The following is a 23,475-nucleotide window of genomic DNA, read 5'->3' as shown; positions in this document are numbered from 1 at the left end:
AATAACGCTTAAGATTGCCATCATCCATTTATCTGATAGTATATGTATATAAACACAGTGTTTGAGTGTTCTACCACTCAACAATAAAATGGTATCGGCCTTGAATAGACTCGATCTTGTTCCTGTCACTGAACTTAATGGTGTTGCCAAGAAAATGGCTGAACGCTTAGCTAAGCTCGGCATCAATACAGTGCAAGATATTCTATTCCACCTGCCACTGCGTTACGAAGACCGTACCCAGATCTACCCCATCGCCTCTCTTTATCCTGGCAGCTATGGCACCATAGAAGCCATTATCCAATCCAGTCAGATCATTCAAGGTCGCAAACGCATGCTGACCTGTACTGTCAGAGACGATACTGGCTCATTGATCTTAAGGTTTTTCAATTTCTCGGTCGCACAGAAGAATGGGTTAGAAAATGGTGCACGGATCCGAGCGTACGGAGAGATCCGTCGCAGTGGTCATCAAGCTGAAATTGTTCATCCCGAATATAAGCTCGTTAATGATCACGAGCCAGAAGCGCTGAGCGATATTCTGACTCCAGTTTATCCGACAACCGAAGGGCTTAAGCAAGCAAGCTGGATAAAGCTAACCGATCAAGCACTGCTAATGCTGGAAAATGGCGGTCTTCAAGAACTGCTTCCGCCTCAGCTTCAACCCAATAATTTAAGCCTTAAAGAAGCGCTACAGCTGTTACATCGCCCTCATAATGGCGTAGCACTGTATGAACTTGAACAGGGCATACACCCAGCGCAACAAAGACTGATTCAAGAAGAGTTACTGGCTCACAACCTCAGCATGTTAAAGCTTCGTCAACGCAGTAATCGAGACAAAGCAATCTCAATGCCGGCTACCGGACAGCTTCTCAACCCTTTTCTAAAAGCTCTCCCCTTTAAACCCACTGGCGCGCAGCACAGAGTTGGCCTTGATATCTGCAAGGATCTTGAAAAGCCATCTCCCATGATGCGCCTTGTTCAAGGTGACGTAGGCTCCGGAAAAACCTTAGTGGCCGCCCTTGCAGCCCTGCAAGCAATCGAAAATGGTTATCAAGTGGCCATGATGGCGCCGACCGAACTTCTTGCTGAGCAGCATGCGGTTAACTTTAGTCAATGGTTCGAACCATTAGGATTAAAGGTCGGTTGGTTAGCGGGTAAGCTCAAAGGCAAGGCAAGAGCACAATCTTTAGCTGATATTGAAAGCGGCGATGCCCATATAGTGATAGGCACCCATGCCATTTTTCAAGACAAGGTGATCTTTAACAAGCTCGCCCTGATCATCATTGATGAGCAGCACAGATTCGGTGTTCATCAACGTCTCGGTCTTAGGGAAAAAGGGGTAAGCCAAGGGTTTCATCCCCATCAATTGATCATGACAGCCACACCAATTCCTCGCACCTTGGCAATGACAGCCTATGCCGATCTTGATACCTCTGTGATTGATGAGCTTCCACCAGGAAGAACACCGGTCACCACGGTTGCCGTATCGGATGTACGACGCAATGAAGTGATAGAGCGTGTCAGGCAAGCGGTGACCAATGATGGCCGCCAAGTGTATTGGGTCTGCACCCTTATCGACGAATCTGAGGTTCTTGAATGTCAGGCGGCAGAAGACACTGCAGCCGAACTCACCATTGCCTTGGCCGAATTGAACATTGGCTTAGTCCATGGGCGCATGAAATCTTCTGAAAAGCAGGCCGTGATGGCCGAATTTAAATCAGGAAAGCTAAACCTATTGGTCGCCACCACGGTCATTGAAGTAGGCGTAGATGTGCCTAATGCGAGTTTAATGATCATCGAAAATCCGGAGCGCTTAGGGCTAGCCCAACTGCATCAACTTCGAGGGCGAGTGGGACGAGGTTCAGTCGCCAGCCACTGCCTCTTAATGTATAAAGCGCCACTTTCTCAAATGGCCACTAAGCGTTTAGGTGTCCTCAGAAAGAGTAATGATGGTTTCGTTATCGCTCAAAAAGATCTGGAAATTAGAGGTCCGGGTGAAGTGCTTGGTACAAAACAGACTGGTGTCGCTGATATGAAGATTGCCGACTTGATGCGCGATCAAGCTCTTATTCCTCACATTCAAAAACTCGCCGTGCATGTGATGCAGCAAGTCCCCGATAATGTCGACGGCATAGTCCAGCGTTGGTTAGGAGATCGAGAACAGTACGTACAAGCCTAATAATGCTTTTCAATTTAACTAGTTAAATTAATTATTTTTTAATTTGTCTAACTTCGCTAGACAAGTGCGTTGATTATTGCACAATGGAAGCTAATGCCAATCAACGCTAATGTCATCAAGTAGTTTGTTCAAAGGATGCTAAATGCAAGTCAATCAAGAAGATAGAATAGCACCACAGGAAAAGTCTGCTGGAGCTAATGCGGTCGCCATCGCGGCTATCGTCGTTGTATTACTGCTCGCAGGCGGTGTTTACTACTACTTTAACGCTCAAGAAGCTGCCCAATCGGAAGTGATAGAGGTTGTCGAACTGCCGGATCCAATCCCCAGTGAGCCACTGCAAACCGAGGCACCAATCCCTGAAACTATTGTCGAAGCTGAACCAGTGATCGTTGAGGAAGCCGTCATCGTCCCTCAAGTTGAGCCTCTGCCGACATTATCTGATAGTGATGAGTTTGTTAACCAAAAAGCCATAGAGATGGCTGACGGAATGAAGATCGAACCATTAATGGTAGAGAAAGATCTTGTCAGACATTTTGTTGTTTTCGTTGATAACTTAGCTCAAGGTCAAATAGCCCGTAAAGTCAGTCCGCTTAAAGCACCGAATCAAGTGTTTACGGTTTCTGAGATCACCAACAAGACCTATCTAAACCCTGATAGTTACCACAGATATGATCTCTATGCAGACTTCATTAGCGGTCTAAATGAAGAGCAGCTCACTAAAACTTATCAAGAGTTAACCCCCTTGTTAGGCGAAGCATTCAAAGAGCTAGGCTATGGCGATATGGACTTTAATGATCGCATGGTGGAAGCTATCGATATTATGCTCGATGCGCCAATTATCGATACACCAATAGAACTTGATGGTGTGAGTGTGAACTATCAATTTGTTGATCCACAGCTAGAATCCTTACCAAATGCTCAAAAGCTACTGGTCAGAATGGGACCGGAGAACAGCAAAAAAGTAAAAGCGGCTCTGCGTAAGTTGAAAAAGAACTTAGCAAACTAGACCCGCACATCATCTTTGCTCAACCGTTAACCTGCAGCATGTTAGCTGCAGGTTAATAAAATATTACCTTACACAAACCTCCCACACACCAGCAACAGCTGTAACTCAAAACACTTCATAAAGACCACTTTATTAGTGTAGAATATGCTGAGTTTGAGGATAACCTCCCCTATTGGCGATCCGTCAACTCGCTGCAAACTTAGCATATTGTGTTAAAAATACCGGCTTTGAAAGCCGAAAATGAGGCTGTACGGTGCAATTAACATTTAATATATGCTCTTGGGGAGCTTGGTCACCACACTACCAACAGGCAGCAGATTGGAAGCATTGGAGTGAGTCATCCACTCATCTTAAAGAAGGCCAACCTCTTTCCCCAAAATTATCACAAGTGCCAGCCATGCAGCGTAGGCGCTATAGCAGCTTGACTAAAATGCAGCTTGAAGCCGCATTTCAATGTAATCCTCCAACACCATGCCGCTCCATCTTTGCCTCTAGACATGGCGAACTTCATCGAACCATAGGATTACTCGATAACCTAGTCGAGCAAGAACCGCTATCACCCACTGCATTTAGTCAGTCAGTACATAACACCGCTAGTGGCATCTTCAGTATTTTGACAGGAGATCAATCTCCCTCCACATCCATTGCGGCTGGTGAAGAGACGCTGTTTCAGGCATTTATCGAGGCTTATGCCCAGCTACAGCAAGACTCTTCCCCGCTTATGCTGGTCTTCGGTGATGAGCTTGTGCCCGAACGATATAGTCAATTCACTGATGAATATGAGTTGCCCATATCAATGGCGTTTAGCTTATCTCAAACCCAAGCTCAGGGAATGACACTGACCATTACTCGTGAGGAGAACAGCACACTACCTCTTTTAAGTTATGGTGCTCTACTGAATGGGTTAGCGAATCGACAAGCAGTATCCGGCATTCTATCTCAACATATTTGGACGCTTAGTTTTGGATAACTCCCTCTTAGCCTCCGACTCAACATCCCCAAAATTAACTGGGCTAGCGTACCTTCCTCGCTGGCTCGGTGGTGTTAGCTGCTACATCACTTTTGGGTTAGGTGGATTGTTAAGCTCACTGACTATCTTGCCTCTATTACGATTTTGGCCGGGGACACCTGAGCAGAGAATTAGCCGAGTTCAAAAAGCCGTGCATTTTATGTTTCGTGGCTTTGTGCAGATGCTAACATTCACTGGCGTCATTAACGTCACCCCAATTAACATTGAACGCTTAAGCCTAGCCAAAGGCAAAGTCGTTGTCGTTAACCATCCAACATTAGTTGATGTGGTCGTGCTCATCAGCTTAATGCCAAACGCAGGCTGCATTGTTAAGCAAGGCCTCTGGCGTAACCCGTTTATGCGAGGCGTTGTCGCTTGTGCAGGTTATATCCCAAACCGTAGTGCTGAACTACTACTTACAGACTGTCGCCGAGTACTAAACAGTGGCACCAACCTCATTATTTTTCCTGAAGGTACCCGAACCGTCCTTGGCACCAAAATTAACCCCTTTGCGCGAGGTGCTGCCAATATTGCACTGAGAACCAAAACAGACATACTCCCAGTGATTCTGCGCACCGATAGCCCTGGTTTAACCAAGCAACAAGCTTGGTACCAAATACCCCGTCGCACCATAGGGATGCGCGTTGAAGTAGGCGAATCCCTTTTGCATATCAGGTATGATGAACAAGAGGGAGGAGATGCAAAAATGGCGCGTCAACTTACCCGTGACCTCGAAGATTATTATAATAAAGAACTTAATTAAATTATGAACTTAGATAACGATATAAAACAACTCATTATTAGTTGCTTAGACCTTGAAGACGTCACTGTTGATGACATTGATACTGACGCTGCATTGTTTGGTGAAGGACTAGGCTTAGACTCAATCGATGCGCTAGAGCTCGGCTTAGCAATCAAGAAGCAATTTGATGTCAAAATAGAAGCAAATTCTGAAGCCACTAAAGCCCATTTCTACAGTGTGGCCAGCTTAGCTAGCTTTATTGAATCCCAGCGAGCTTAGGAGTCTATTATGCAAAGCCGTGAGCAAATTCTTGAAGCACTAACGCAGATCTTAGTCGATGAGTTTGAAATCGATGCTGAGGATATCACCCTAGAAGCATCACTCTATGAAGATCTTGATCTGGACAGCATTGATGCGGTTGATTTGGTGATTAAACTGCAACAGATGACTGGCAAGAAAATTAAACCTGAAGAGTTCAAAGCTGTACGCACAGTCAATGATGTAGTGACTGCTATCGAAGGGCTGACATAAGCCGAATGTACATACAGTTATCAAAGGACTCGTGTAAAAGCCAATGCGATTAACTCTGCAGATAATCACGAGTGTAGTCTTACTTGGCTACCCTTTGGCTGTGTATTTTGGGCTCAACTACTTGCCCACTGGCACTATCGCGATGACACTTTGTCTGCTGCTGATATTGCGATTAGTCATACAGAAGCAACAGGTAAAATCCATGGTTTTACCTGTCCTTGTCGGCATAGGGTTAACAGCATCTAGCATTATCGCTAAACGACATGATTGGCTACTCTACTATCCTGTCGTGATAAATATCAGCATGCTGGCCTTGTTTGCATACTCGCTGAAGTTAGGCCCGAGCATGGTAGAAAGGTTAGCGCGATTAAAGGAGCCTGACCTTCCTGATGAGGCGACTCCTTATTTAAAAAAAGTCACATTAATCTGGTGTGGCTTATTTATTTTTAATGGCACAGTTGCACTATACACAGCGCGATATGCCAGTTTAGAAGTATGGACATTGTATAACGGCTTAATCGCCTATCTGCTTATCGGTTCGCTACTGGGTGGCGAGTGGTTATATCGAACTATATGGTTAAAAAAGTCATGACAGAGTTATTAAAATCTTGGTTATCCAAGGGCCCTTCAAGCCAACAACTGATCAGCTTCAATCACCATAATATTGTCACTGGAGCCGTGTTTACTGGCCAAGTGGCTTATCTCCACCAGCAATTGATGCTTTCGCCGTCAAAGCGTTGGTTATTGGCCAGTGAGTCCAGTGATCTGTTTGCCGTTGGCCTATGTGCAGCACTGCTTGCCGGTAAAGAGATCATACTGCCTGCGAATACGCAAACAGGCACCTTAAGTGAAATAACTCACGAGTTCGACGGCGTGATATCAGATCAGGCGATATGTGAAGGTAAATGCTTCATCATGTTGAAAAAAGATCTGACTCAATCCGCCGGAGTCTGGCCTAACTGCACGCAATTTGGGCAGTTAATCCTGTTCACATCTGGCAGTAGTGGGCATCCAAAAGCAGTGCGCAAAACCCTTGATCAGCTTGACGCAGAAGTGACGGTTCTTGAGCACACTTTTGCCCAACACTTGCCACAGTGCAGTGTGATCTCAACGGTTTCTCACCAGCACATTTATGGACTCTTGTTTAAGATACTCTGGCCTTTAGCCGCCAGTCGTCCATTTTTAAGTGATCTGGTTGAATACCCTGAGACTCTGACTTACTACACGAGTCTGTTCCCGAATTTATGCTTAATCAGTAGTCCTGCCCAATTGTCTCGTCTGCCCGATGCGCTGGATAATGAGCCGCAACTTCGTTCACCTAGCTTAGTTTTCAGCTCCGGCGGCCCACTCCATTATGATGCAGCTCAAGGTGTGGCTCACTGCTATGGCAAGCAACCTATCGAAGTCTTTGGCAGCACAGAAACCGGCGGTATTGCCTACCGCCGTCAAACACTCAAAGATCAGCCTTGGCAAGCCTTTCACGGTATTGAGATTAAGCAGGATAACAAAGACGGTGCGCTGAACGTAAAATCGCCCTACCTAGAAGATGCTAACTGGTTAAGGTCTGAGGATCAGATAGAGCTGGTTGAAGCAGGTCTATTTCATCTTCGTGGACGTTTAGATCGCATCGTCAAAATTGAAGAGAAGCGTGTCTCTTTGGTTCAGATGGAAGCACTGCTCGAAAGCCATCCGTTGATAGAACGTGCAGTGTTAGTGAGCTTAGAGCAACCAAGAACGCAACTTGGTGCGGTAATCGTCCTATCAGAACATGGGATAAAAGAACTTGAAGTCGAAGGTAAATTAAGCCTAAACAACCTCTTCAAGGCGCACTTATTAACTCAGTTTGAACGTGTGACCTTACCGAAACGCTGGCGCTATCCCGATGCTTTACCTGTTAATCAACAAGGGAAGCACGTACAAGCTCTGTTACTTGAGTTATTCAATCATGATTAAATCCAGTCTACCCCGTATTCTGTCGAGTCAAACAGTGGAAGAGACCATTGAGTGGCGTCTGTTTATCGATGCTGAGTTGCCTTTTTTTAATGGTCACTTTCCTGAACAGCCCGTACTCCCTGGTGTTACCCAACTCGACTGGGCCATTCGTATGGGGTGTGAACATTTCGGTTACCCAAGCGAAATAGCAAGCTTGGAAGTACTTAAGTTCCAACAGCTTATTTTGCCAGATTCAGAAATCACATTAAAAGTGTCGCTAAACGCAGCCAAAAACAAACTTATCTTTAGCTATTTTGATGGTGAAAAACGCTTTGGGTCAGGGCGCATTGCCCTAAGTGACACAAGCTTAGCCAGTTCAGAGGCCAGCTGATGTCCTTGGCCTTAGTCATCCCCAATTACAATCATAGTGTCGCTATTAAGGAGACGCTTGAAGCACTCGATCACCTCAAGCTGCCCTGTTATTTAATCAATGATGGCAGCGATGATAAAACCCGCTACCTACTGATTGAACTTGCAGCCACATTCCCTTGGGTCACCTTAATCCATCACCCATTTAATCGCGGTAAAGGCGCGGCTGTGACTACTGGATTAAGAGCTGCGTATAAAGATGGGTTTACCCATGCACTACAAGTCGATGCCGATGGTCAACACAATTTAGATGATATTCCGGCCATGATAACAACGTCTGAGCTGCACCCTCAGGCATTGATCTCGGGATTGCCACAATATGATGAATCCGTGCCAAAAGGTCGCTATTACGCACGTTACCTCACCCATTTCTGGGTCTGGGTTGAAACCTTAAGTTTCGATATACAAGACTCCATGTGTGGCTTTCGTGTCTATCCACTTGCGGCGACAGAGGCCTTGTTTCTCAGTCAGGCCTTAGGTGAGCGCATGGATTTCGATATTGAAATTCTTGTCCGTCTACACTGGCAAGGCGTTGAAGTACTCCACCTGCCGACTCAAGTTATCTACCCTGAAGATGGCGTCAGCCATTTCCAGGGATTGTGGGACAATGTACGAATATCAGCGATGCATACTCGACTGGTATTTGGCATGTTAGCGCGTCTGCCACAAAAACTCTTTAAACCTAAAAGTGATCAACCTATAAGCGAGCAACGAGAAGGCGGTCAAGTTAATCATAAAGAGCAGCAACATTGGTCGCGCATCAGTGAGCGTGGGAGTTATTGGGGCATTAAGTTTCTTGCCGCCAGTTATAAACTCGGTGGCCACTGGCTTTGCCGTGCCATCATGTATCCGGTCATCTTCTACTTCTTCTTAACCGGACGCCAAGCGCGTGAAGCCTCACTGGCATTTCTCAAGCAGGTAAAAGAGCTTGAACCTGAACACCCCCAACTCCAAGATGAGATTAGCTGGCGCCATAGCCTAAAACACTTTATTGCTTTTGGTAACGCTGCACTCGACAGAATTGATGCTTGGTGCGACCGCATCCAGCTAAGTCAGATTAACTTCCCCAACCGAGAGCTGTTAGCCGACCAACTCGACGCTGGTCAGGGGGCTGTTTTACTGGTGTCTCACTTAGGCAATCTAGAGCTTTGCCGTGCCATCTCAATTCACCAGAAAAGGGTGAAGGTCAATGTGATGGTGCTGACTCAAAATGCTGAAAATTTCAATCGAGTGCTTAAGCAGTTAAATCCAGACAGTTCACTCAACCTCATTCAGGTGACAGAACTCGGGCCCACTACCTCAATGCTATTACAGCAGAAAGTAGAGCAAGGTGAGCTGGTTGTTATCGCAGGTGACAGAACCTCATCCAATACCCAAGGGCGAGTCATTTACGCGCCGTTTATGGGCAAAGAAGCGCCTTTTCCTCAAGGACCTTTCATCCTTGCAGGTTTATTAGATTGCCCCGTGTACCTGATGTTTTGCCTCAGGGAACAAGGAGTCTATCAAGTTCACCTAGAAACATTTTCAAATACCTTAAAAGGCCCGCGAAACGGCCGTATGCAAAGGCTCGAAGAAGCCGTGCATCACTATAGCGCACGACTTGAATATTATGCTCGGCGAGAGCCTCTGCAATGGTTTAATTTTTTTGATTTTTGGCGCAAGGATTCAGAGATCCAACGGACCAAGCATCAGGCTGAAGACAGGACAGATAAATAGATGACTCACACTAATCAATCAACCGATAAAGAGACGGTTGTCCACTTTGGCCATAGAGCCTTGAGCCTAGAAAATGTGGTGGCGGTAGCCAAAGGGGCTAAAGCTCAGCTCAAACAGAGCAGTGATTATCGAACCTATATTCAAAAAGGGGCTGATTTTATCGACAGTCTGCTCGATGAAGAAGGGGTTGTCTACGGCGTGACCACAGGTTACGGCGACTCATGTACCGTGACCGTCGGGCTAGATCTGGTGCATGAATTGCCTCTGCACCTAACACGATTTCATGGCTGTGGTTTAGGCGAAATATTCTCACCAATGCAAGCCCGCGCAGTGATGGCATGTCGTTTAAGCTCTTTAGCTGTTGGCAAGTCAGGCGTGAGCTACGAGCTGCTACAGAGAATCGAAACCTTACTCAATCTAGACATAGTGCCGGTGATTCCAGAGGAAGGCTCAGTCGGTGCCAGTGGCGATTTGACGCCACTTTCTTACCTTGCTGCCGTCTTAATCGGCGAGCGCGAAGTGTTTTATCAAGGTGTGCGCCAACCCACTGCCGATGTGTACGCCAAACTCAATATCACGCCGCATAAGCTGCTCCCAAAAGAGGGGCTAGCGCTGATGAATGGCACCGCAGTGATGACCGCATTGGCATGCTTAGCCTATGACAGAGCGCAGTATCTGAATCGACTGGCTAGCCGCATTACCGCCATGGCGTCGCTTACCCTTAAAGGTAATTCCAACCATTTCGATGATATCTTGTTTGCCGCTAAGCCGCACCCAGGTCAGAACCAGATAGCCGCTTGGATACGTGAAGACCTTAATCATCACGAACACCCGAGAAACTCAGACAGACTGCAGGACAGATACTCGATTCGGTGTGCGCCGCACATCATAGGTGTATCACAAGATGCACTGCCGTTTATGCGCCAATTTATCGAAACTGAGCTCAATAGCGCCAACGACAATCCTATTGTCGATGCCGAAGGCGAACATATTCTTCATGGCGGCCACTTCTATGGCGGTCATATCGCATTTGTTATGGACTCAATGAAGAATACTGTCGCCAACATCGCTGATCTTATCGATCGTCAGATGGCATTAGTCATGGATCCAAAATTTAATAATGGCCTACCAGCGAATTTATCCGGCGCGACGGGTGAAAGACGTGCCATCAATCACGGCTTTAAAGCCGTGCAAATTGGCGTTTCAGCTTGGACTGCCGAAGCCCTAAAGAATACCATGCCAGCCAGTGTATTCTCCCGTTCGACCGAATGTCATAACCAAGACAAGGTGAGTATGGGCACCATTGCGGCTCGTGACTGCATGCGTGTATTGCAACTGACAGAACAGGTTGCAGCAGCAGCCCTATTAGCCATGGCACAGGGGATTAATCTGCGTATCTCACAAGATGAATTATGCCCATCCTCTCTGACGCCTTCGGTCGCTAAAACCTTAGAGCAAGTCAAAGCCGACTTTGAACTACTCACTGAAGATAGACCCTTAGAATCTGTGTTAAGACAAACGGTAGATAAGATCCAACAAGGACAATGGGAAGTCTGTTCATGAAGGCGATTTTAACCACGGAACTTGAAGTGTTAATCCCATTCCATGACGTCGACTCTATGGGGATCACTTGGCATGGTAACTATCTCCGATATTTCGAGATGGCGCGCTGCAAACTGCTCGATGAGATCCACTATGGCTACCGTGAAATGCTGACCTCTGGATACTCATGGCCCATCATAGATCTGCAGATAAAGTATGTGCAGCCAAGCACCTTCGACCAAAAAATCAACGTGATAGCCTCTTTGGTTGAATGGGAAAACCGCCTTAAAATCAACTATCAGGTAAGGGATGTCGTCAGTAACAAAAGGCTGACTAAAGGTTACACAATACAAGCGGCTGTCGAGATGCCAAACAATGAGATGTGTTTCGTTACTCCTCCTGTTTTCAGAGAGAAAATTGCCCATCTAATCGATGAGCAAGCAGTGTCAAACACAGAGGTGAGCGACACTCAAGAAGACAGCAAGGATCAGAGCCGATGACATTAGTGTCGACGCTAAATGCGATTTTACTCGTGGGTCTGCTTAGCTTGCTCAATACCCAGACGGTACAATCCGCCTCATTTGAAGCTCTGTTTGAACCCAGCGCCCAGCTTGAATCAACAGAAGATAATCAACGGCTTGAAAAGCTAACCCAGCGTCTTGAACTTGGGGATAACGCCAGTGGAAAGTTTACCCAGTATCGACAGCTTAAAGTGTTAAAAAAACCCTTGGTAAGTCATGGTCAGTTTGCTTTCGACGCTCAACTTGGGCTGGTATGGCAGCAAACAAAACCGTTCTCATCCAGTTTAATACTCAAAGAGGGTGAGTTGATACAAGTTGATAGCTCAGGCCATCGACAAGTGACCAAGGCAAGCGACAGTCAGGGAGCTGGCGCGTTAGCTGAAACAATGCCGACATTAATGAAGGCGTTGCTTAGCGGAAATATCAACGCACTGAATCAGCAATTTACTCTCTATCTTGTACAGAGTTCCCCTGATACATCAGCATCAGAGATTGCCAACAGTTGGCAGTTAGGTTTGGTGCCTAAAGATCCCTTAATGCACAAAGTGATCCCACAGATGGTGCTTGAGGGAGATGCGCAACTGACCAGCCTGACGTTGCTCAGCCGTAATGGCGACACCAGTCGAATCGAATTTGAACAGATCAGCAGCGAGCTACTGAGTGAAGAGATGCAACAATTGATCTCCCCACACCTCACTGTGGTGCCAACTGAGGATACCGAATCTCATCATGCTATACCTGAGCCACTCCTGAGGCATGACCAAAGCAGCCATGATAGATAAACTCGCCCTTCGACTGAGCCAATGCTCAGCTAAACTCAAACTCTCCCTCTGGTTATTGCTGCTTTGCACAACCTTAATCACTGGGCTACAACTTTGGCAAGGCGGCGCCAAAATCCAGAGTGACATTTTGGCCATGCTGCCAAAAATTCAAGAAGATCCATTAACGCAAACAGCCCTAAACCGCGTCGAACAAGCGCTATCCAATAGCATCTATCTCGCGTTAGTGGCTGATAATAAAGCTGAGGCCATCTCTGCTGCTCAAGCCTTGATGACCAGTCTTAGTAACAATAGCCAAGCCGCTTTTACTCAAGTAAGAAGTGCTGATATCAATCAAGCAGAGGCCATCAACCATTACTACTTCGAGCATAGATTTAATCTGCTAACCGAGTCTCAAGCAACCCTGCTAGCATCGGGTCAACTCGATACCTTAGTCACAAGCGCTCAAGAGCACCTCTATAACGCTTTTAGTTATGCAAACAGTGGGTTAATCGCCAATGATCCGCTATTGCTATACCCAGCGAATTTACAGGCGATGGCGCCTAAGCAGACATTAACGGTTCAGCAAGGGATCTTGCTCGGCAATCATCATGTCGACGGGGCTAACAGCCAAGATAAGGTCGCAGCCATTGTGATGGCTAAAGGGATAGGCAGTGCATTTAATCCTAATGCGCAAACATTACAGCTCAGCGTGCTGCAACAAGCAATCGATAAGGTCCACCAGCAAAACCCAGACGTTGAGATACTCAAAGCGGGCGCCCTGTTTCATGCAAGTGTTGCCACCCAAAGTGCTAAAACAGAAGTATCGACCTTAGGATTAGCATCGCTTATTGGCGTTAGCTTATTAGTCTGGTTGGCATTTCGCTCTGTGATGCCACTGACCATCGCACTATTGACCATCACGACCAGCTTACTCACTGCCATCGTAGTCACACTCGTGGTTTTTTCAGAGTTGCACCTGCTGACCTTAGTCTTTGGTACCAGCCTTATCGGTATCGCTATTGACTACAGTTTTCATTTCTATTGTGAACGACTGGCTCAACCTAAATTCAATGCCACCCAAGTTATCCAGCATATATTTCCAGCCATTACCCTTGCATTAATCACCAGTGTACTGGCTTATTCAGGGATCGGATTAGCCCCCTTCCCTGGCATGCAACAGGTCGCAGTATTCTGCGCGGCAGGACTTTTAGGTGCTTACGTGACCTTGCTATTAGCCTATCCGTTATTAGCGTCCGGCAAGCTGCCTAATCGAGAGAAACCACTGCAACTTGCCCAGCGCTACTTAACCGCTTTGGCTTGTTTTCAGAATAAGTTCACTCGTTCAACTTCCCTACTTTTACTCGTTATAGTGACTGTAATCTCAGCGGTAGGGATAAGTCAGCTCACCGCAGATGATGACATTCGAAATCTACAACAGAGCCCCGATTATCTGCTCGATGAGGAGCAACAGCTTAGAACGATCCTCAGTGGCGGCACCGATAATCAATTCCTGCTCGTCAGAGCAAAAAGTGAAGAGTTACTGCTTCAATCTCTCGAGACACTGGCACCTGAACTTAACAAGTTAGTAGAACAAGGGGTTATTGGTAATGCATTTAGCCTCAATAGCTACCTGCCCAGCCAGAAAGAGCAGGCCGATAACTATGAGTTACAGGGTAAAATTTACCAGCAACTGGCTACCATTTTAGCCAATATCGGCCTCGACGAATCCTTGCAGCTTCCTCTTGAGCAGGCTTATCAAGATGCCCATGGTCAATACATCAATGCGCAATCCTTTATCGATTCAGAGGCTGGAAAACTGTTCGCGCCACTGTGGATTGCACCATCTGAGCTACAACCTGAGTTTGGCACCATTGTCTTACTTGGCGGGATAACCGACTTAGCCACGTTGGCCAAGCTTTTCCCCCACGGCGGTGATATACAACTGGTCGATAAAGTCGGTGACATCTCAAATATCATGGGCAAATATCGGCAGCTAACCTTGATTTTGTTAGCGATTGCCATGATGATTGCCGCCGCCATATTCAGTATGCGTTTTAGCATTAAACTGGCAATATTGGTGGTCGCAGTCCCTGCACTGTCGGCGATATTCACGCTGGCATTGCTTGGGTTAATGGGCTCACCTTTAACCCTTTTTCACGCGCTGGCTTTGATCCTTGTTTTCGGAATTGGTGTTGACTACAGCCTCTTTTTTGCAGAATCAAAACAGCAAAGCCGAGGCGTGATGATGGCGGTATTTATGTCCGCTTGCTCAACCATTTTAGCTTTTGGGCTACTGGCATTCAGCAGCACTCCGGCTATCCACAATTTTGGACTCACACTCCTATTAGGGATCGTCTTCACATTTGTACTTTCCCCATTTGTTCAAACTTTTACAAGGACGATAAAGTGAACCACACGCCTTCAGTAACACAGTGCAGCCAAACCGATATTGACGTGGTCATTATTGGTGCTGGGCCTTCGGGAAGCATTGCCGCAAGCTTGTTACACCAGCAAGGTAAACGGGTTGTCGTGCTCGAAAAAATGCAGTTTCCGCGCTTCTCGATTGGTGAGAGTTTACTTCCCTGCTGTATGAAGTTACTTGAAGAAGCCAATATGCTTGATGCCGTCAATGCAGCGGGATTTCAATTTAAAAATGGCGCTGCATTTCGCTATCAAGATCAATATACACACTTCGACTTTACCGATAAGTTCACTCCGGGGCCGGGAACAACATTTCAGGTAGAACGAGCCAGCTTTGACAAATTGCTGGCTGATACCGCCACCGAGCAGGGAGTTGAGATCCGCTATGACCAGACCGTCGAATCTGTCGACCTCAGCGCGTCGCCTAAGCTCACCGTCAGGGATGAGGATGGTGAGCGCTACACAATTGAAGCTAAATACCTATTAGATGCCAGCGGCTTTGGACGCGTATTGCCCAGATTGTTAGCGCTTGAAAAGCCTTCCAGCTTAGCCAATCGCAGTGCGGTCTTTACCCATATACAGGATAATATTGGTGACAAGAAAGTCGAAGATAAGGCTTTTGATCGCAACAAAATTCTTGTCAGTGTTCACCCTAAGAATAAAGACATTTGGTATTGGTTGATCCCACTCAGCGACACTAAATGTTCAGTCGGCGTGGTGGGTGAGCCTCACCTTCTGGGCGACATTGAACACAATTTACAAGATCTGTTAATGACGATGATCGAGCAAGAACCAAGCCTGAGCTACCTGCTGTCTGACGCCGAGGTACTACGCGACTGTGCGCTGTTTAACGGCTACTCCGCTAACGTCAGCACCTTAGCGACAGATAAGTTCGCCTTGCTCGGCAACGCAGGGGAATTTCTCGACCCGGTTTTCTCATCAGGTGTCACCATTGCGATGCAATCAGCCTCTATGGCAGTAAAATGTGCAGTCAGGCAACTCAATGGCACCCAGGTTGACTGGGAAAAGGAGTATTGTGCTCCACTCATGCGTGGTGTCGATACGTTCCGTACTTATGTCGAAGCTTGGTATGATGGCCGTTTTCAAGATGTGATCTTCTATCAAGATCCTGACAATAAGATCAAGCAGATGATCTGCTCCATCTTGGCGGGTTATGCATGGGATGAAACCAACCCATTCGTCCATGATTCACAAAAACGCTTAAATTTAATCGTTGAGCTATGCAAGTAATGCACATTAGGCCAAAGCATATAATGACTAAATTCAGAGACTCTACGCTACTGGCCAGAAAATGGCCGTACCTGGTTTCACTCCTGTTAATCATGTTGACTAGCGCGTGTAGCCACACACTACAGAGGCAGACATGTGTCGCCTTAGCCAGTGATGTGAACTACTGCCTATCCCCTATTCCAGCAGACGCCCAAATACGCGAGCTTACTCAGCAAGTATCGATTCAGGTCGATGGTTCTCATCATGAACTCTTAACCCAGCTTGAACAGGATAAACATAACCTCACGCTGGTCGGCTTGGCACCTTTAGGTCAGGCGCTGTTTACCTTAACCTATGATGGGAATAGCCTTACCAGCCAACAAAGTATGCTCTTAGGTGATGAATTTAAAGCCGAATACCTTCTGGCCCTCATCCAACTCGCTTACTGGCCAATTGAAGACGTAAATCCACATTTACAGGGGGCGACACTCATTAGCCAATCCTGTAATGCAGCTCAATGTCGAACACTATATGCTAACGAAAAAGAGGGCATTATGCAGATAAGCTACGATCAGCAAGATCCATGGAAAGCCGTGATACAGCTTGCGATCCCGAAAGCAAAGTTTGAGCTTAAGATAACCCCAATTTAAATTCGTTATGCAGATGATTCCTGCGATAACCACCGAAGTTTGATGAAGATATAATGACAAGAATAACGATCTCACACATAGGGTTATGTACCCCGCTCGGTCAATGTCCAGAGGCTGTACTCGCTAGACTCAATCTAGGCGATACCAGCGCGATGGTATCAAGAGACGACCTGCTCCTCGATGCCACCACCTTGGTCGGCGAAGTCAGTGAAGTACTTGTTCCGCTGCCAGCTTCTCTGTCACATTTTGAGTCTCGTAATAATCGTCTTCTGTTTTGTGCTGCCAAGCAGATAACCGATGCGGTAGCCCGAGCCTGTGCACAATACAGTTCCCAGCGTATTGGCATAGTCATAGGCACCAGCACCTCTGGTATTGCCAGTGGTGAGCAGGCCTTAGTCCATAAGGCCGAGCAAGGCGAATACCCCGAAGAATACCGCTACGCTCAGCAAGAGCTTGGCAATTCGAGTGACTTTTTAAAGGCATTGTTCAATACCTCTGGTCCCTGCTATACGGTTTCAACCGCTTGCTCATCGAGCGCAAAAGTGTTCTCCAGTGCCAGACGCCTATTACAGGCAAACCTGTGTGACATGGTCATTGTGGGGGGCAGCGATAGCTTGTGTAAATTAACCCTTAACGGTTTTAGCTCATTAGAGTCAGTATCTAAGGGTCATTGTCAGCCTTTTAGTGCCAACCGAGACGGCATCAACATCGGCGAAGGCGCGGCTCTATTTACCCTAGAGCAAGATGAAGGCAAGATCATGCTTGCAGGCATAGGTGAGTCCAGCGACGCACACCATATTTCGGCGCCACATCCTGAGGGACACGGCGCAATTTTGGCCATTAACGCTGCACTTAATGATGCAGACATTGCCCCGCAAGATATCGACTATATCAACCTTCACGGTACCGCAACGCGTAAAAATGATGCCATGGAAAGTCGCGCACTGCAGCAGGTATTCGGTGATAGCATTCCCCCTTGCAGCTCAACTAAGCCGCTTGTTGGTCACACCTTAGGCGCTGCGGGCGCAATAGAAGCTGCATTTTGTTGTCTGCTGCTGTCATCTTTCAATACCGAACACACTCTGCCGCCTCAGGTCTGGGATCAGCAACAAGATCCTAACGATCCAAAGCTGCCTTTGGTCGCCAAGGGGCAAACCGCAGATATTCAATACGTGATGAGCAACTCTTTCGCCTTTGGCGGCAGCAATGCCAGCCTGATATTCTGTCGTGGGGAGCAGCCATCATGACTCAAGACGTTATGAATCCAAAAGTAATCAACCCAGTCTTTGCTCTGCCGGAGCCTCTGTCACAACTGCCCGTTGCAGAAGTCGTCCCCCATAAAGATCCCATGATCTTGATCGATACACTGATCTCCTATGTGCCAGATACCTTAGTCACTCAAACCCATATTACGCCAAGCAGCCCCTACTTTGATGACACCATCAACGCAGTGCCAAACTACGTGGGTATCGAATATATGGCCCAGAGTGTCGCCGCTCTTGCTGGTGTTGAAGCAAAGTCTCGTGGTGACATCATACGTGTCGGTTTTCTGCTTGGAAGCCGAAAACTCAAGATGCATATCCCGCATTATCAACTGGGTGAAAGCTACCAAACTCACGTCACTCGCCTCTACCAAGAGGAGAGCGGACTTGCCGTCTTTGACTGTAAGGTTTTCCATCATGAAACCTTAGTCGCCGAGGCCAATGTGAATGTATTCCAGCCTCAAGATACCCAGACCTATATTTTAGAGAGCCAGCAGGAAGATAAAAAATGAACAAGCAAAACAAAAGAGTACTGATCACTGGCTCAAGTCGTGGTATTGGCAAAGCAATCGCCTTACAACTTGCTGAAGCTGGTTTCGATATCGCCCTGCACTTTCACAGCAACCAAGCTGCTGCAGATGAAACAAAAGAAGCGCTTATCAGCCACGGCGTACAGGTATCTTGCTTGCAGTTTGATATTGCTGATCGCGAGAAAGTAAAAGCGGCCATCGAAGACGATATCGCCGAGCATGGTGCGTATTATGGCGTGATCCTCAATGCAGGCATCAACTGCGATACCGCTTTTCCTGCCATGACTGAAAACGAGTGGGACAGTGTTGTTCACACCAACTTAGATGGCTTTTATAACGTCATCCACCCAACAGTCATGCCGATGATTCAAACCCGTATTGGCGGGCGCATCATCACAATGGCCTCGGTATCCGGCATTGCTGGTAATCGTGGTCAGGTCAATTACAGCGCCTCAAAGGCTGGCATTATCGGGGCGACTAAAGCCTTGTCCTTAGAGCTCGCCAAACGTAAAATCACCGTTAACTGTATCGCACCGGGTTTAATCGAAACCGACATGGTGGCTGACATTCCCAAAGAGATGGTTAACGATCTCGTGCCAATGCGCCGCATGGGTAAACCGTCAGAAATAGCCGGACTGGCTAAGTTTTTAATGTCTGAAGATGCTGCATATATTACCCGACAAGTGATCTCCGTAAACGGAGGCATGATCTGATGCAACAGAGCGCATTAAACAACAAGTTAAATAAAGAGATAAGCAGATGAGCAGACGTGTAGTGATCACCGGCTTCGGTGGAATTTCTTGCTTAGGAGACAATTGGGACGCAATGGCCAATAGTCTTAAAGCACAGAAAAACTTTGTGGTAACCATGGATGAATGGAACAAGTTTGATGGCTTAAATACCCGTTTAGCCGCCCCTGTTACCGACTTTGAAAAGCCAGCTCACTACTCGCGCAAAAAAGTACGCTCCATGGGACGTGTATCCCTAATGGCCACACGCGCCAGTGAACTAGCGCTCATCGATGCCAACCTGCTTAACGACCCAGTGATCAGCTCCGGTGCAATGGGCATCGCTTATGGCTCATCAACGGGCAGTACTGATCCGCTTATCCCGTTTGCCAATATGCTAAAAGATGGCGATATGTCTGGCGTCACCGCCACGAGCTATATTCGCATGATGGCACACACAACGGCGGTCAATGTCGGTGTTTTCTTCGGGCTTAAAGGCCGTGTCCATACGACGAGTAGCGCTTGCACTTCTGCTAGCCAAGGCATTGGTTACGCCTATGAAGCGATAAAATATGGTCAACAAGACCTCATGCTAGCCGGTGGTGGTGAAGAGTTATGCCCTACCGAAGCCGTGGTTTTTGACACCTTGTTTGCCACCAGCACCAAGAATGACACACCCGAACTGACACCTAGGCCGTTCGATAAAAACCGTGATGGATTGGTCATCGGCGAAGGAGCTTGCACCTTAGTGCTTGAAGAGCTTGAACACGCCACAGCCCGTGGCGCCAAGATATATGCTGAAATAGTCGGCTTTGGTACAAATTCAGACGGAATGCATGTCACTCAACCGAATGCTACCACCATGGAAATTGCCATCAGACTCGCCCTTAAAGATGCCAAATTACTCCCTGATGCCATCGGCTATATCAATGCTCACGGTACGGCAACGGATCGTGGCGATATCGCCGAAACTCAAGCCACTAACGCCGTTTTTGGCCCTAACATGCCTATCTCATCACTAAAGAGTTATACCGGACACACCCTAGGAGCCTGTGGTTCATTAGAAGCTTGGTGCAGTGTTGAGATGATGAATGCGGGTTGGTTTGCGCCAAGTCTGAATTTGACTGACATCGACCCTGAATGTGGTGAACTCGATTACATCAAAGATGAGATCCGCCATATTGAGACAGACTACGTCATGAGCAATAACTTTGCTTTTGGTGGCATCAATACTTCATTGATTTTTAAGCGTTGGTCTGAATAATACCAATCAGTATAGAGATGTAATCGCTCAACGAGAGTTTAGATTCACGGCAGGAAAAAAGCCTGTTTATTTAGAATAAACAGGCTTTAACGATATAGGCGAAATAAGCACTAACCTCAGTTCTGACTAACGGAACTCAGGCTATTTACGTGGTAAACCTGCTATCCAAGACTCATAAACAAACCTGCGATCGTAGCGGCCATCAGGTTGGATAACACACCAGCAAGCAAAGCTTTAAAACCAAGAGAAGCGACTTCAGAGCGACGCTCCGGTACCAAACCACCAATGCTTGCAATGGCAATCGCGACGGTACCAAAGTTGGCAAAACCACACAGAGCAAAAGAGAGAATAACTTGAGTACGCTCAGACATTGGCATGCCAGTCGCTTCAACAATAGACTCACCGGACAGATAAGGTGCCAGATTGATGTAGGCAAAGAATTCATTGATCACAATCTTCTGGCCGATAAACGAGCCTGCTAACATAGCTTCGTCCCAAGAAACTCCCATCAACCAGGCTACAGGTGCAAACAGATACCCCAGAATCATTTGCAGGCTTAGATCCTCAATACCAAACCAACTGCCTACTCCGCCCATCATGCCATTCAACAGGGCAACCAAGCTGACAAATGAGAACAGCATAGCACCGACAGCCAGTGCCAAATAAAGGCCGCTCATTGTTCCTTCTGTTGCTGCGTCGATAATGTTGCTTGGCTTCGCCTCTTCGACGATAGCAAGGTTATCGTCACATACAGGCTCAGTTTGTGGGATGAGTAACTTGGCAAACAGCAAACCGCCAGGAGCAGCCATAAAAGAAGCGGCCAACAGGTATTCCATCTTGATACCCAACTGCGCATAGCCAGCCAACATAGTGCCGGCAATGGAGGCTAAACCACCACACATCACCGCAAATAGCTCTGCACGGGTCATCTTAGGAATATATGGCTTAATCAACAAAGGCGCTTCGCTCACCCCCAAAAAGATGTTGGCACTGGCAGACATGGATTCGGCTTTACTGGTTTTCAGTAACCTCTGCAGGCCGCCGCCAACCCATTTAACCACCCACGGCATCACCCCTAGATAGTAAAGCACAGCAGAAAGGGCAGAGAAAAACACGATAATCGGCAGCACTTGAAATGCAATAACAAATCCACCTGGGCCGAATAACTCATACATTTTATCGCTGACTAGACCACCAAACATAAACGACATGCCGTCTTTGCTGTAGCCGATGACGGTTGAAACACTCTCCGCCATACTAAAAATTACCGCTTGTCCAACAGAGGTGTAAATAACAAACGCACCCAAGGTGAATTGCAGCAAAAAGGCCAGGCCGACCGTTCTATAATTGATTGCTTTACGGTTTTCCGATACCAGAAAAGCCACGGCAAGTAAGGCAATAATGCCGATGATACTGATTAAAGTTTGCATTGATTTTATCTACATTTACGAGGGAATTTAAAATTGCCAATAATTACAAATTTTTAATTAAGGCGTTAATGACACTCAACACATAGAACTGACAATCAATAGCAGTTTGTGGTTCAAAGTCCTGTCCATGTTGATCAGTATTTGACAGTACTCGAATGCTGACAAAAGGGATTTTATAGGCTTCAGCCACCATTGCAGCAGCAGAAGTTTCCATCTCTTCAATGGCGGTGCCAAAGGTATTATGGAACCAGTTAATCCGGTCTAGCTCACGGTTCCATTCGTCACCGGTACCAATCACACCAGTCACTACTTTGCCCTTGCTGTAACTGTCGGACAAAGACATGGCAAGCTGCACTAAAGCGGGATCGGCTTTGAAATGATTATGCTTAATAACCTCACCGTTATCTCGCAGATACATGGTCATATCAAAATTCTGCCATGTCGTCGGGTGAATACCCTTACCCTTTTCAGTATGTTCAGTCTTATATGAACCCATATTGAAACTGGTTTCGCCAATCACAATATCACCACGAAACAGCTTTGGATCATGACCACCTGCAGTGCCTTGATTGATAATAAACGTCGGCTTATAGTGCTCAATACCCAGAGTGGTTGCTGCAGCAGCATTGGCTAAACCTATTTCGGTACGAGATACCACAACTGGGTAACCGTTGATTTGACCTTCCCAAAAAGTCCATGACCCAAACGTTTTCTCTATCACGTTATCGAGAGCGTCAACAAGGGTTTCTATTTCTACATCCATCGCACCTTGAACTAGAACTGGATTCTGTTTATTGACCGGCGAAATTTGATCATGATGTGGCATAAGAATTAATTCAAAACTGAAAGTGCGCGGATATTATCAGCGACCAACAATGGGAACAACGGTATATTATGTGCGTGATTTGTTTCCAAAAATAGCGTTTTATGCGCTAAAAACTTTAAGTAAATTAGACACTCATGAGGTTAGCTGTTGTTTTGAAATGACTTTGATTTTCAGTATTTGTTATATGAGGTAGTGGTAATTTAACAACGCTTTTTTTCCAAAACACAGTATTCAGGAAAACATGCTATTAAGACGCACTTATGACCTATATTTCACTATAAACCTAATTGTTTATCAGTGATCCCAACCAGACCAACTTATCCGTATTGGCCAAGTTTCAATCAAAGTGAGCTCATTGGGTTCGTAAGTTTAATTTGCAGGCTTACTGATATATACCCAAGCTACTTGGAAATGCAGGATTCAGTGGGAATTTAATGCGCTTTAGGCAAGATATTGATAGTAGGTAATGGTTGTTCCCTTAGCAAAATCAATAACGCAGAATAAAGCGCATTAAAACCCATCTACGAAGGCTTTGCGCAAGCCCACTTCGTTGTTGTATTAGCTTAAAAGGGAGCACCATTCCAATACCAAATACGCCTAAAATTGAACTCGCGCAACGCCTCTGAAACGAGCATTCTCAGGTAGTTTGGGTATATACCCCTGTAAATGTCGCGCAAAGCTTATCATCACAATAAAGCTCCACGTCTAAGCGCACTTTAATTCGTCGACCTGCAGTAAGTTGAGTTAAATCGGTACCCGGCCAGCTCAC

The 23,475-nt window shown here is 46.6% G+C and carries 23 protein-coding genes; 20 read left to right on the top strand and 3 right to left on the bottom strand.

Annotation, left to right across the window (positions count from 1 at the left end):
• Window positions 1–100 precede the first annotated feature (100 nt).
• From recG to FN961_RS07730, 20 genes are all read left to right on the top strand, one after another.
• The gene (gene recG / locus FN961_RS07825) at window positions 101–2,176 is read left to right on the top strand and encodes an ATP-dependent DNA helicase RecG (RefSeq protein WP_143563996.1); all 2,076 of its coding nucleotides are present in this window, start codon (window positions 101–103) and stop codon (window positions 2,174–2,176) included.
• Window positions 2,177–2,318: 142 nt separating this feature from the next.
• The gene (locus tag FN961_RS07820) at window positions 2,319–3,182 is read left to right on the top strand and encodes a DUF3014 domain-containing protein (RefSeq protein ID WP_143563995.1); all 864 of its coding nucleotides are present in this window, start codon (window positions 2,319–2,321) and stop codon (window positions 3,180–3,182) included.
• Window positions 3,183–3,435: 253 nt separating this feature from the next.
• Window positions 3,436–4,152, top strand: a complete 717-nt coding sequence (locus FN961_RS07815) for a beta-ketoacyl synthase chain length factor (RefSeq protein ID WP_143563994.1) — start codon at window positions 3,436–3,438, stop codon at window positions 4,150–4,152.
• Window positions 4,145–4,954, top strand: coding sequence for a lysophospholipid acyltransferase family protein (locus FN961_RS07810; RefSeq protein ID WP_143563993.1), 810 nt, complete (start codon window positions 4,145–4,147; stop codon window positions 4,952–4,954). The genes FN961_RS07815 and FN961_RS07810 overlap by 8 nt, the downstream gene beginning before the upstream one ends.
• 3 nt (window positions 4,955–4,957) lie before the next feature.
• Complete coding sequence (locus FN961_RS07805) at window positions 4,958–5,212, top strand: phosphopantetheine-binding protein (RefSeq protein WP_143563992.1); 255 nt, start codon at window positions 4,958–4,960, stop codon at window positions 5,210–5,212.
• A 9-nt stretch (window positions 5,213–5,221) separates the two neighbouring features.
• Window positions 5,222–5,464: an acyl carrier protein gene (locus FN961_RS07800; RefSeq protein WP_143563991.1), complete on the top strand. Its 243-nt coding sequence runs from the start codon at window positions 5,222–5,224 to the stop codon at window positions 5,462–5,464.
• Window positions 5,465–5,507: 43 nt separating this feature from the next.
• The gene (locus tag FN961_RS07795; protein ID WP_143563990.1) at window positions 5,508–6,056 is read left to right on the top strand and encodes a COG4648 family protein; all 549 of its coding nucleotides are present in this window, start codon (window positions 5,508–5,510) and stop codon (window positions 6,054–6,056) included.
• On the top strand, window positions 6,053–7,417 hold the full coding sequence (locus FN961_RS07790) for an AMP-binding protein (protein WP_143563989.1): 1,365 nt from the start codon (window positions 6,053–6,055) through the stop codon (window positions 7,415–7,417). Before FN961_RS07795 ends, FN961_RS07790 begins: the two co-directional genes overlap by 4 nt.
• Window positions 7,410–7,787 (top strand): ApeI family dehydratase, encoded by a 378-nt coding sequence (locus FN961_RS07785; protein ID WP_143563988.1) that lies wholly within the window; start codon window positions 7,410–7,412, stop codon window positions 7,785–7,787. The genes FN961_RS07790 and FN961_RS07785 overlap by 8 nt, the downstream gene beginning before the upstream one ends.
• Window positions 7,787–9,541, top strand: a complete 1,755-nt coding sequence (locus FN961_RS07780; RefSeq protein ID WP_143563987.1) for a glycosyltransferase family 2 protein — start codon at window positions 7,787–7,789, stop codon at window positions 9,539–9,541. Before FN961_RS07785 ends, FN961_RS07780 begins: the two co-directional genes overlap by 1 nt.
• Window positions 9,542–11,104, top strand: coding sequence for an HAL/PAL/TAL family ammonia-lyase (locus FN961_RS07775; RefSeq protein WP_143563986.1), 1,563 nt, complete (start codon window positions 9,542–9,544; stop codon window positions 11,102–11,104).
• A complete protein-coding gene (locus tag FN961_RS07770) occupies window positions 11,101–11,583 on the top strand; it encodes an acyl-CoA thioesterase (protein WP_143563985.1) in 483 nt (160 codons plus the stop codon). The genes FN961_RS07775 and FN961_RS07770 overlap by 4 nt, the downstream gene beginning before the upstream one ends.
• Window positions 11,580–12,386: an outer membrane lipoprotein carrier protein LolA gene (locus tag FN961_RS07765; RefSeq protein WP_185972748.1), complete on the top strand. Its 807-nt coding sequence runs from the start codon at window positions 11,580–11,582 to the stop codon at window positions 12,384–12,386. Before FN961_RS07770 ends, FN961_RS07765 begins: the two co-directional genes overlap by 4 nt.
• Window positions 12,376–14,775, top strand: a complete 2,400-nt coding sequence (locus tag FN961_RS07760) for an MMPL family transporter (RefSeq protein WP_143563984.1) — start codon at window positions 12,376–12,378, stop codon at window positions 14,773–14,775. The genes FN961_RS07765 and FN961_RS07760 overlap by 11 nt, the downstream gene beginning before the upstream one ends.
• Entirely contained in the window at window positions 14,772–16,037 is a 1,266-nt protein-coding gene (locus FN961_RS07755) for an NAD(P)/FAD-dependent oxidoreductase (RefSeq protein ID WP_143563983.1), read from the top strand. The genes FN961_RS07760 and FN961_RS07755 overlap by 4 nt, the downstream gene beginning before the upstream one ends.
• 23 nt (window positions 16,038–16,060) lie before the next feature.
• Complete coding sequence (locus tag FN961_RS07750) at window positions 16,061–16,666, top strand: DUF3261 domain-containing protein (protein ID WP_143563982.1); 606 nt, start codon at window positions 16,061–16,063, stop codon at window positions 16,664–16,666.
• 53 nt (window positions 16,667–16,719) lie between these two features.
• On the top strand, window positions 16,720–17,913 hold the full coding sequence (locus FN961_RS07745) for a beta-ketoacyl-[acyl-carrier-protein] synthase family protein (RefSeq protein WP_143563981.1): 1,194 nt from the start codon (window positions 16,720–16,722) through the stop codon (window positions 17,911–17,913).
• A complete protein-coding gene (locus FN961_RS07740) occupies window positions 17,910–18,440 on the top strand; it encodes a hotdog family protein (RefSeq protein WP_229814720.1) in 531 nt (176 codons plus the stop codon). The genes FN961_RS07745 and FN961_RS07740 overlap by 4 nt, the downstream gene beginning before the upstream one ends.
• Window positions 18,437–19,171: a 3-ketoacyl-ACP reductase FabG2 gene (locus tag FN961_RS07735; protein WP_143563980.1), complete on the top strand. Its 735-nt coding sequence runs from the start codon at window positions 18,437–18,439 to the stop codon at window positions 19,169–19,171. The genes FN961_RS07740 and FN961_RS07735 overlap by 4 nt, the downstream gene beginning before the upstream one ends.
• A 46-nt stretch (window positions 19,172–19,217) precedes the next feature.
• Complete coding sequence (locus tag FN961_RS07730) at window positions 19,218–20,450, top strand: beta-ketoacyl-ACP synthase (RefSeq protein ID WP_143563979.1); 1,233 nt, start codon at window positions 19,218–19,220, stop codon at window positions 20,448–20,450.
• A 161-nt stretch (window positions 20,451–20,611) separates the two neighbouring features.
• Here FN961_RS07730 and FN961_RS07725 read toward each other — a convergent pair whose 3' ends face one another.
• The 3 genes from FN961_RS07725 to FN961_RS26155 form a co-directional block, all read right to left on the bottom strand.
• A complete protein-coding gene (locus tag FN961_RS07725; RefSeq protein ID WP_143563978.1) occupies window positions 20,612–21,880 on the bottom strand; it encodes a NupC/NupG family nucleoside CNT transporter in 1,269 nt (422 codons plus the stop codon).
• A gap of 43 nt (window positions 21,881–21,923) precedes the next feature.
• Window positions 21,924–22,706, bottom strand: coding sequence for a 5'-methylthioadenosine/S-adenosylhomocysteine nucleosidase (locus FN961_RS07720; protein WP_143563977.1), 783 nt, complete (start codon window positions 22,704–22,706; stop codon window positions 21,924–21,926).
• Between the two features lie 637 nt (window positions 22,707–23,343).
• Window positions 23,344–23,475, bottom strand: coding sequence for a hotdog family protein (locus FN961_RS26155; protein WP_268241157.1), 132 nt, complete (start codon window positions 23,473–23,475; stop codon window positions 23,344–23,346).

The sequence above is a fragment of the Shewanella hanedai genome (assembly GCF_007197645.1).
In the GTDB taxonomy this organism is placed as follows: Bacteria; Pseudomonadota; Gammaproteobacteria; order Enterobacterales; family Shewanellaceae; genus Shewanella; species Shewanella hanedai.
Note: the sequence above shows the minus strand (reverse complement) of the source record. Positions and strands in the feature narration are given on the sequence as shown.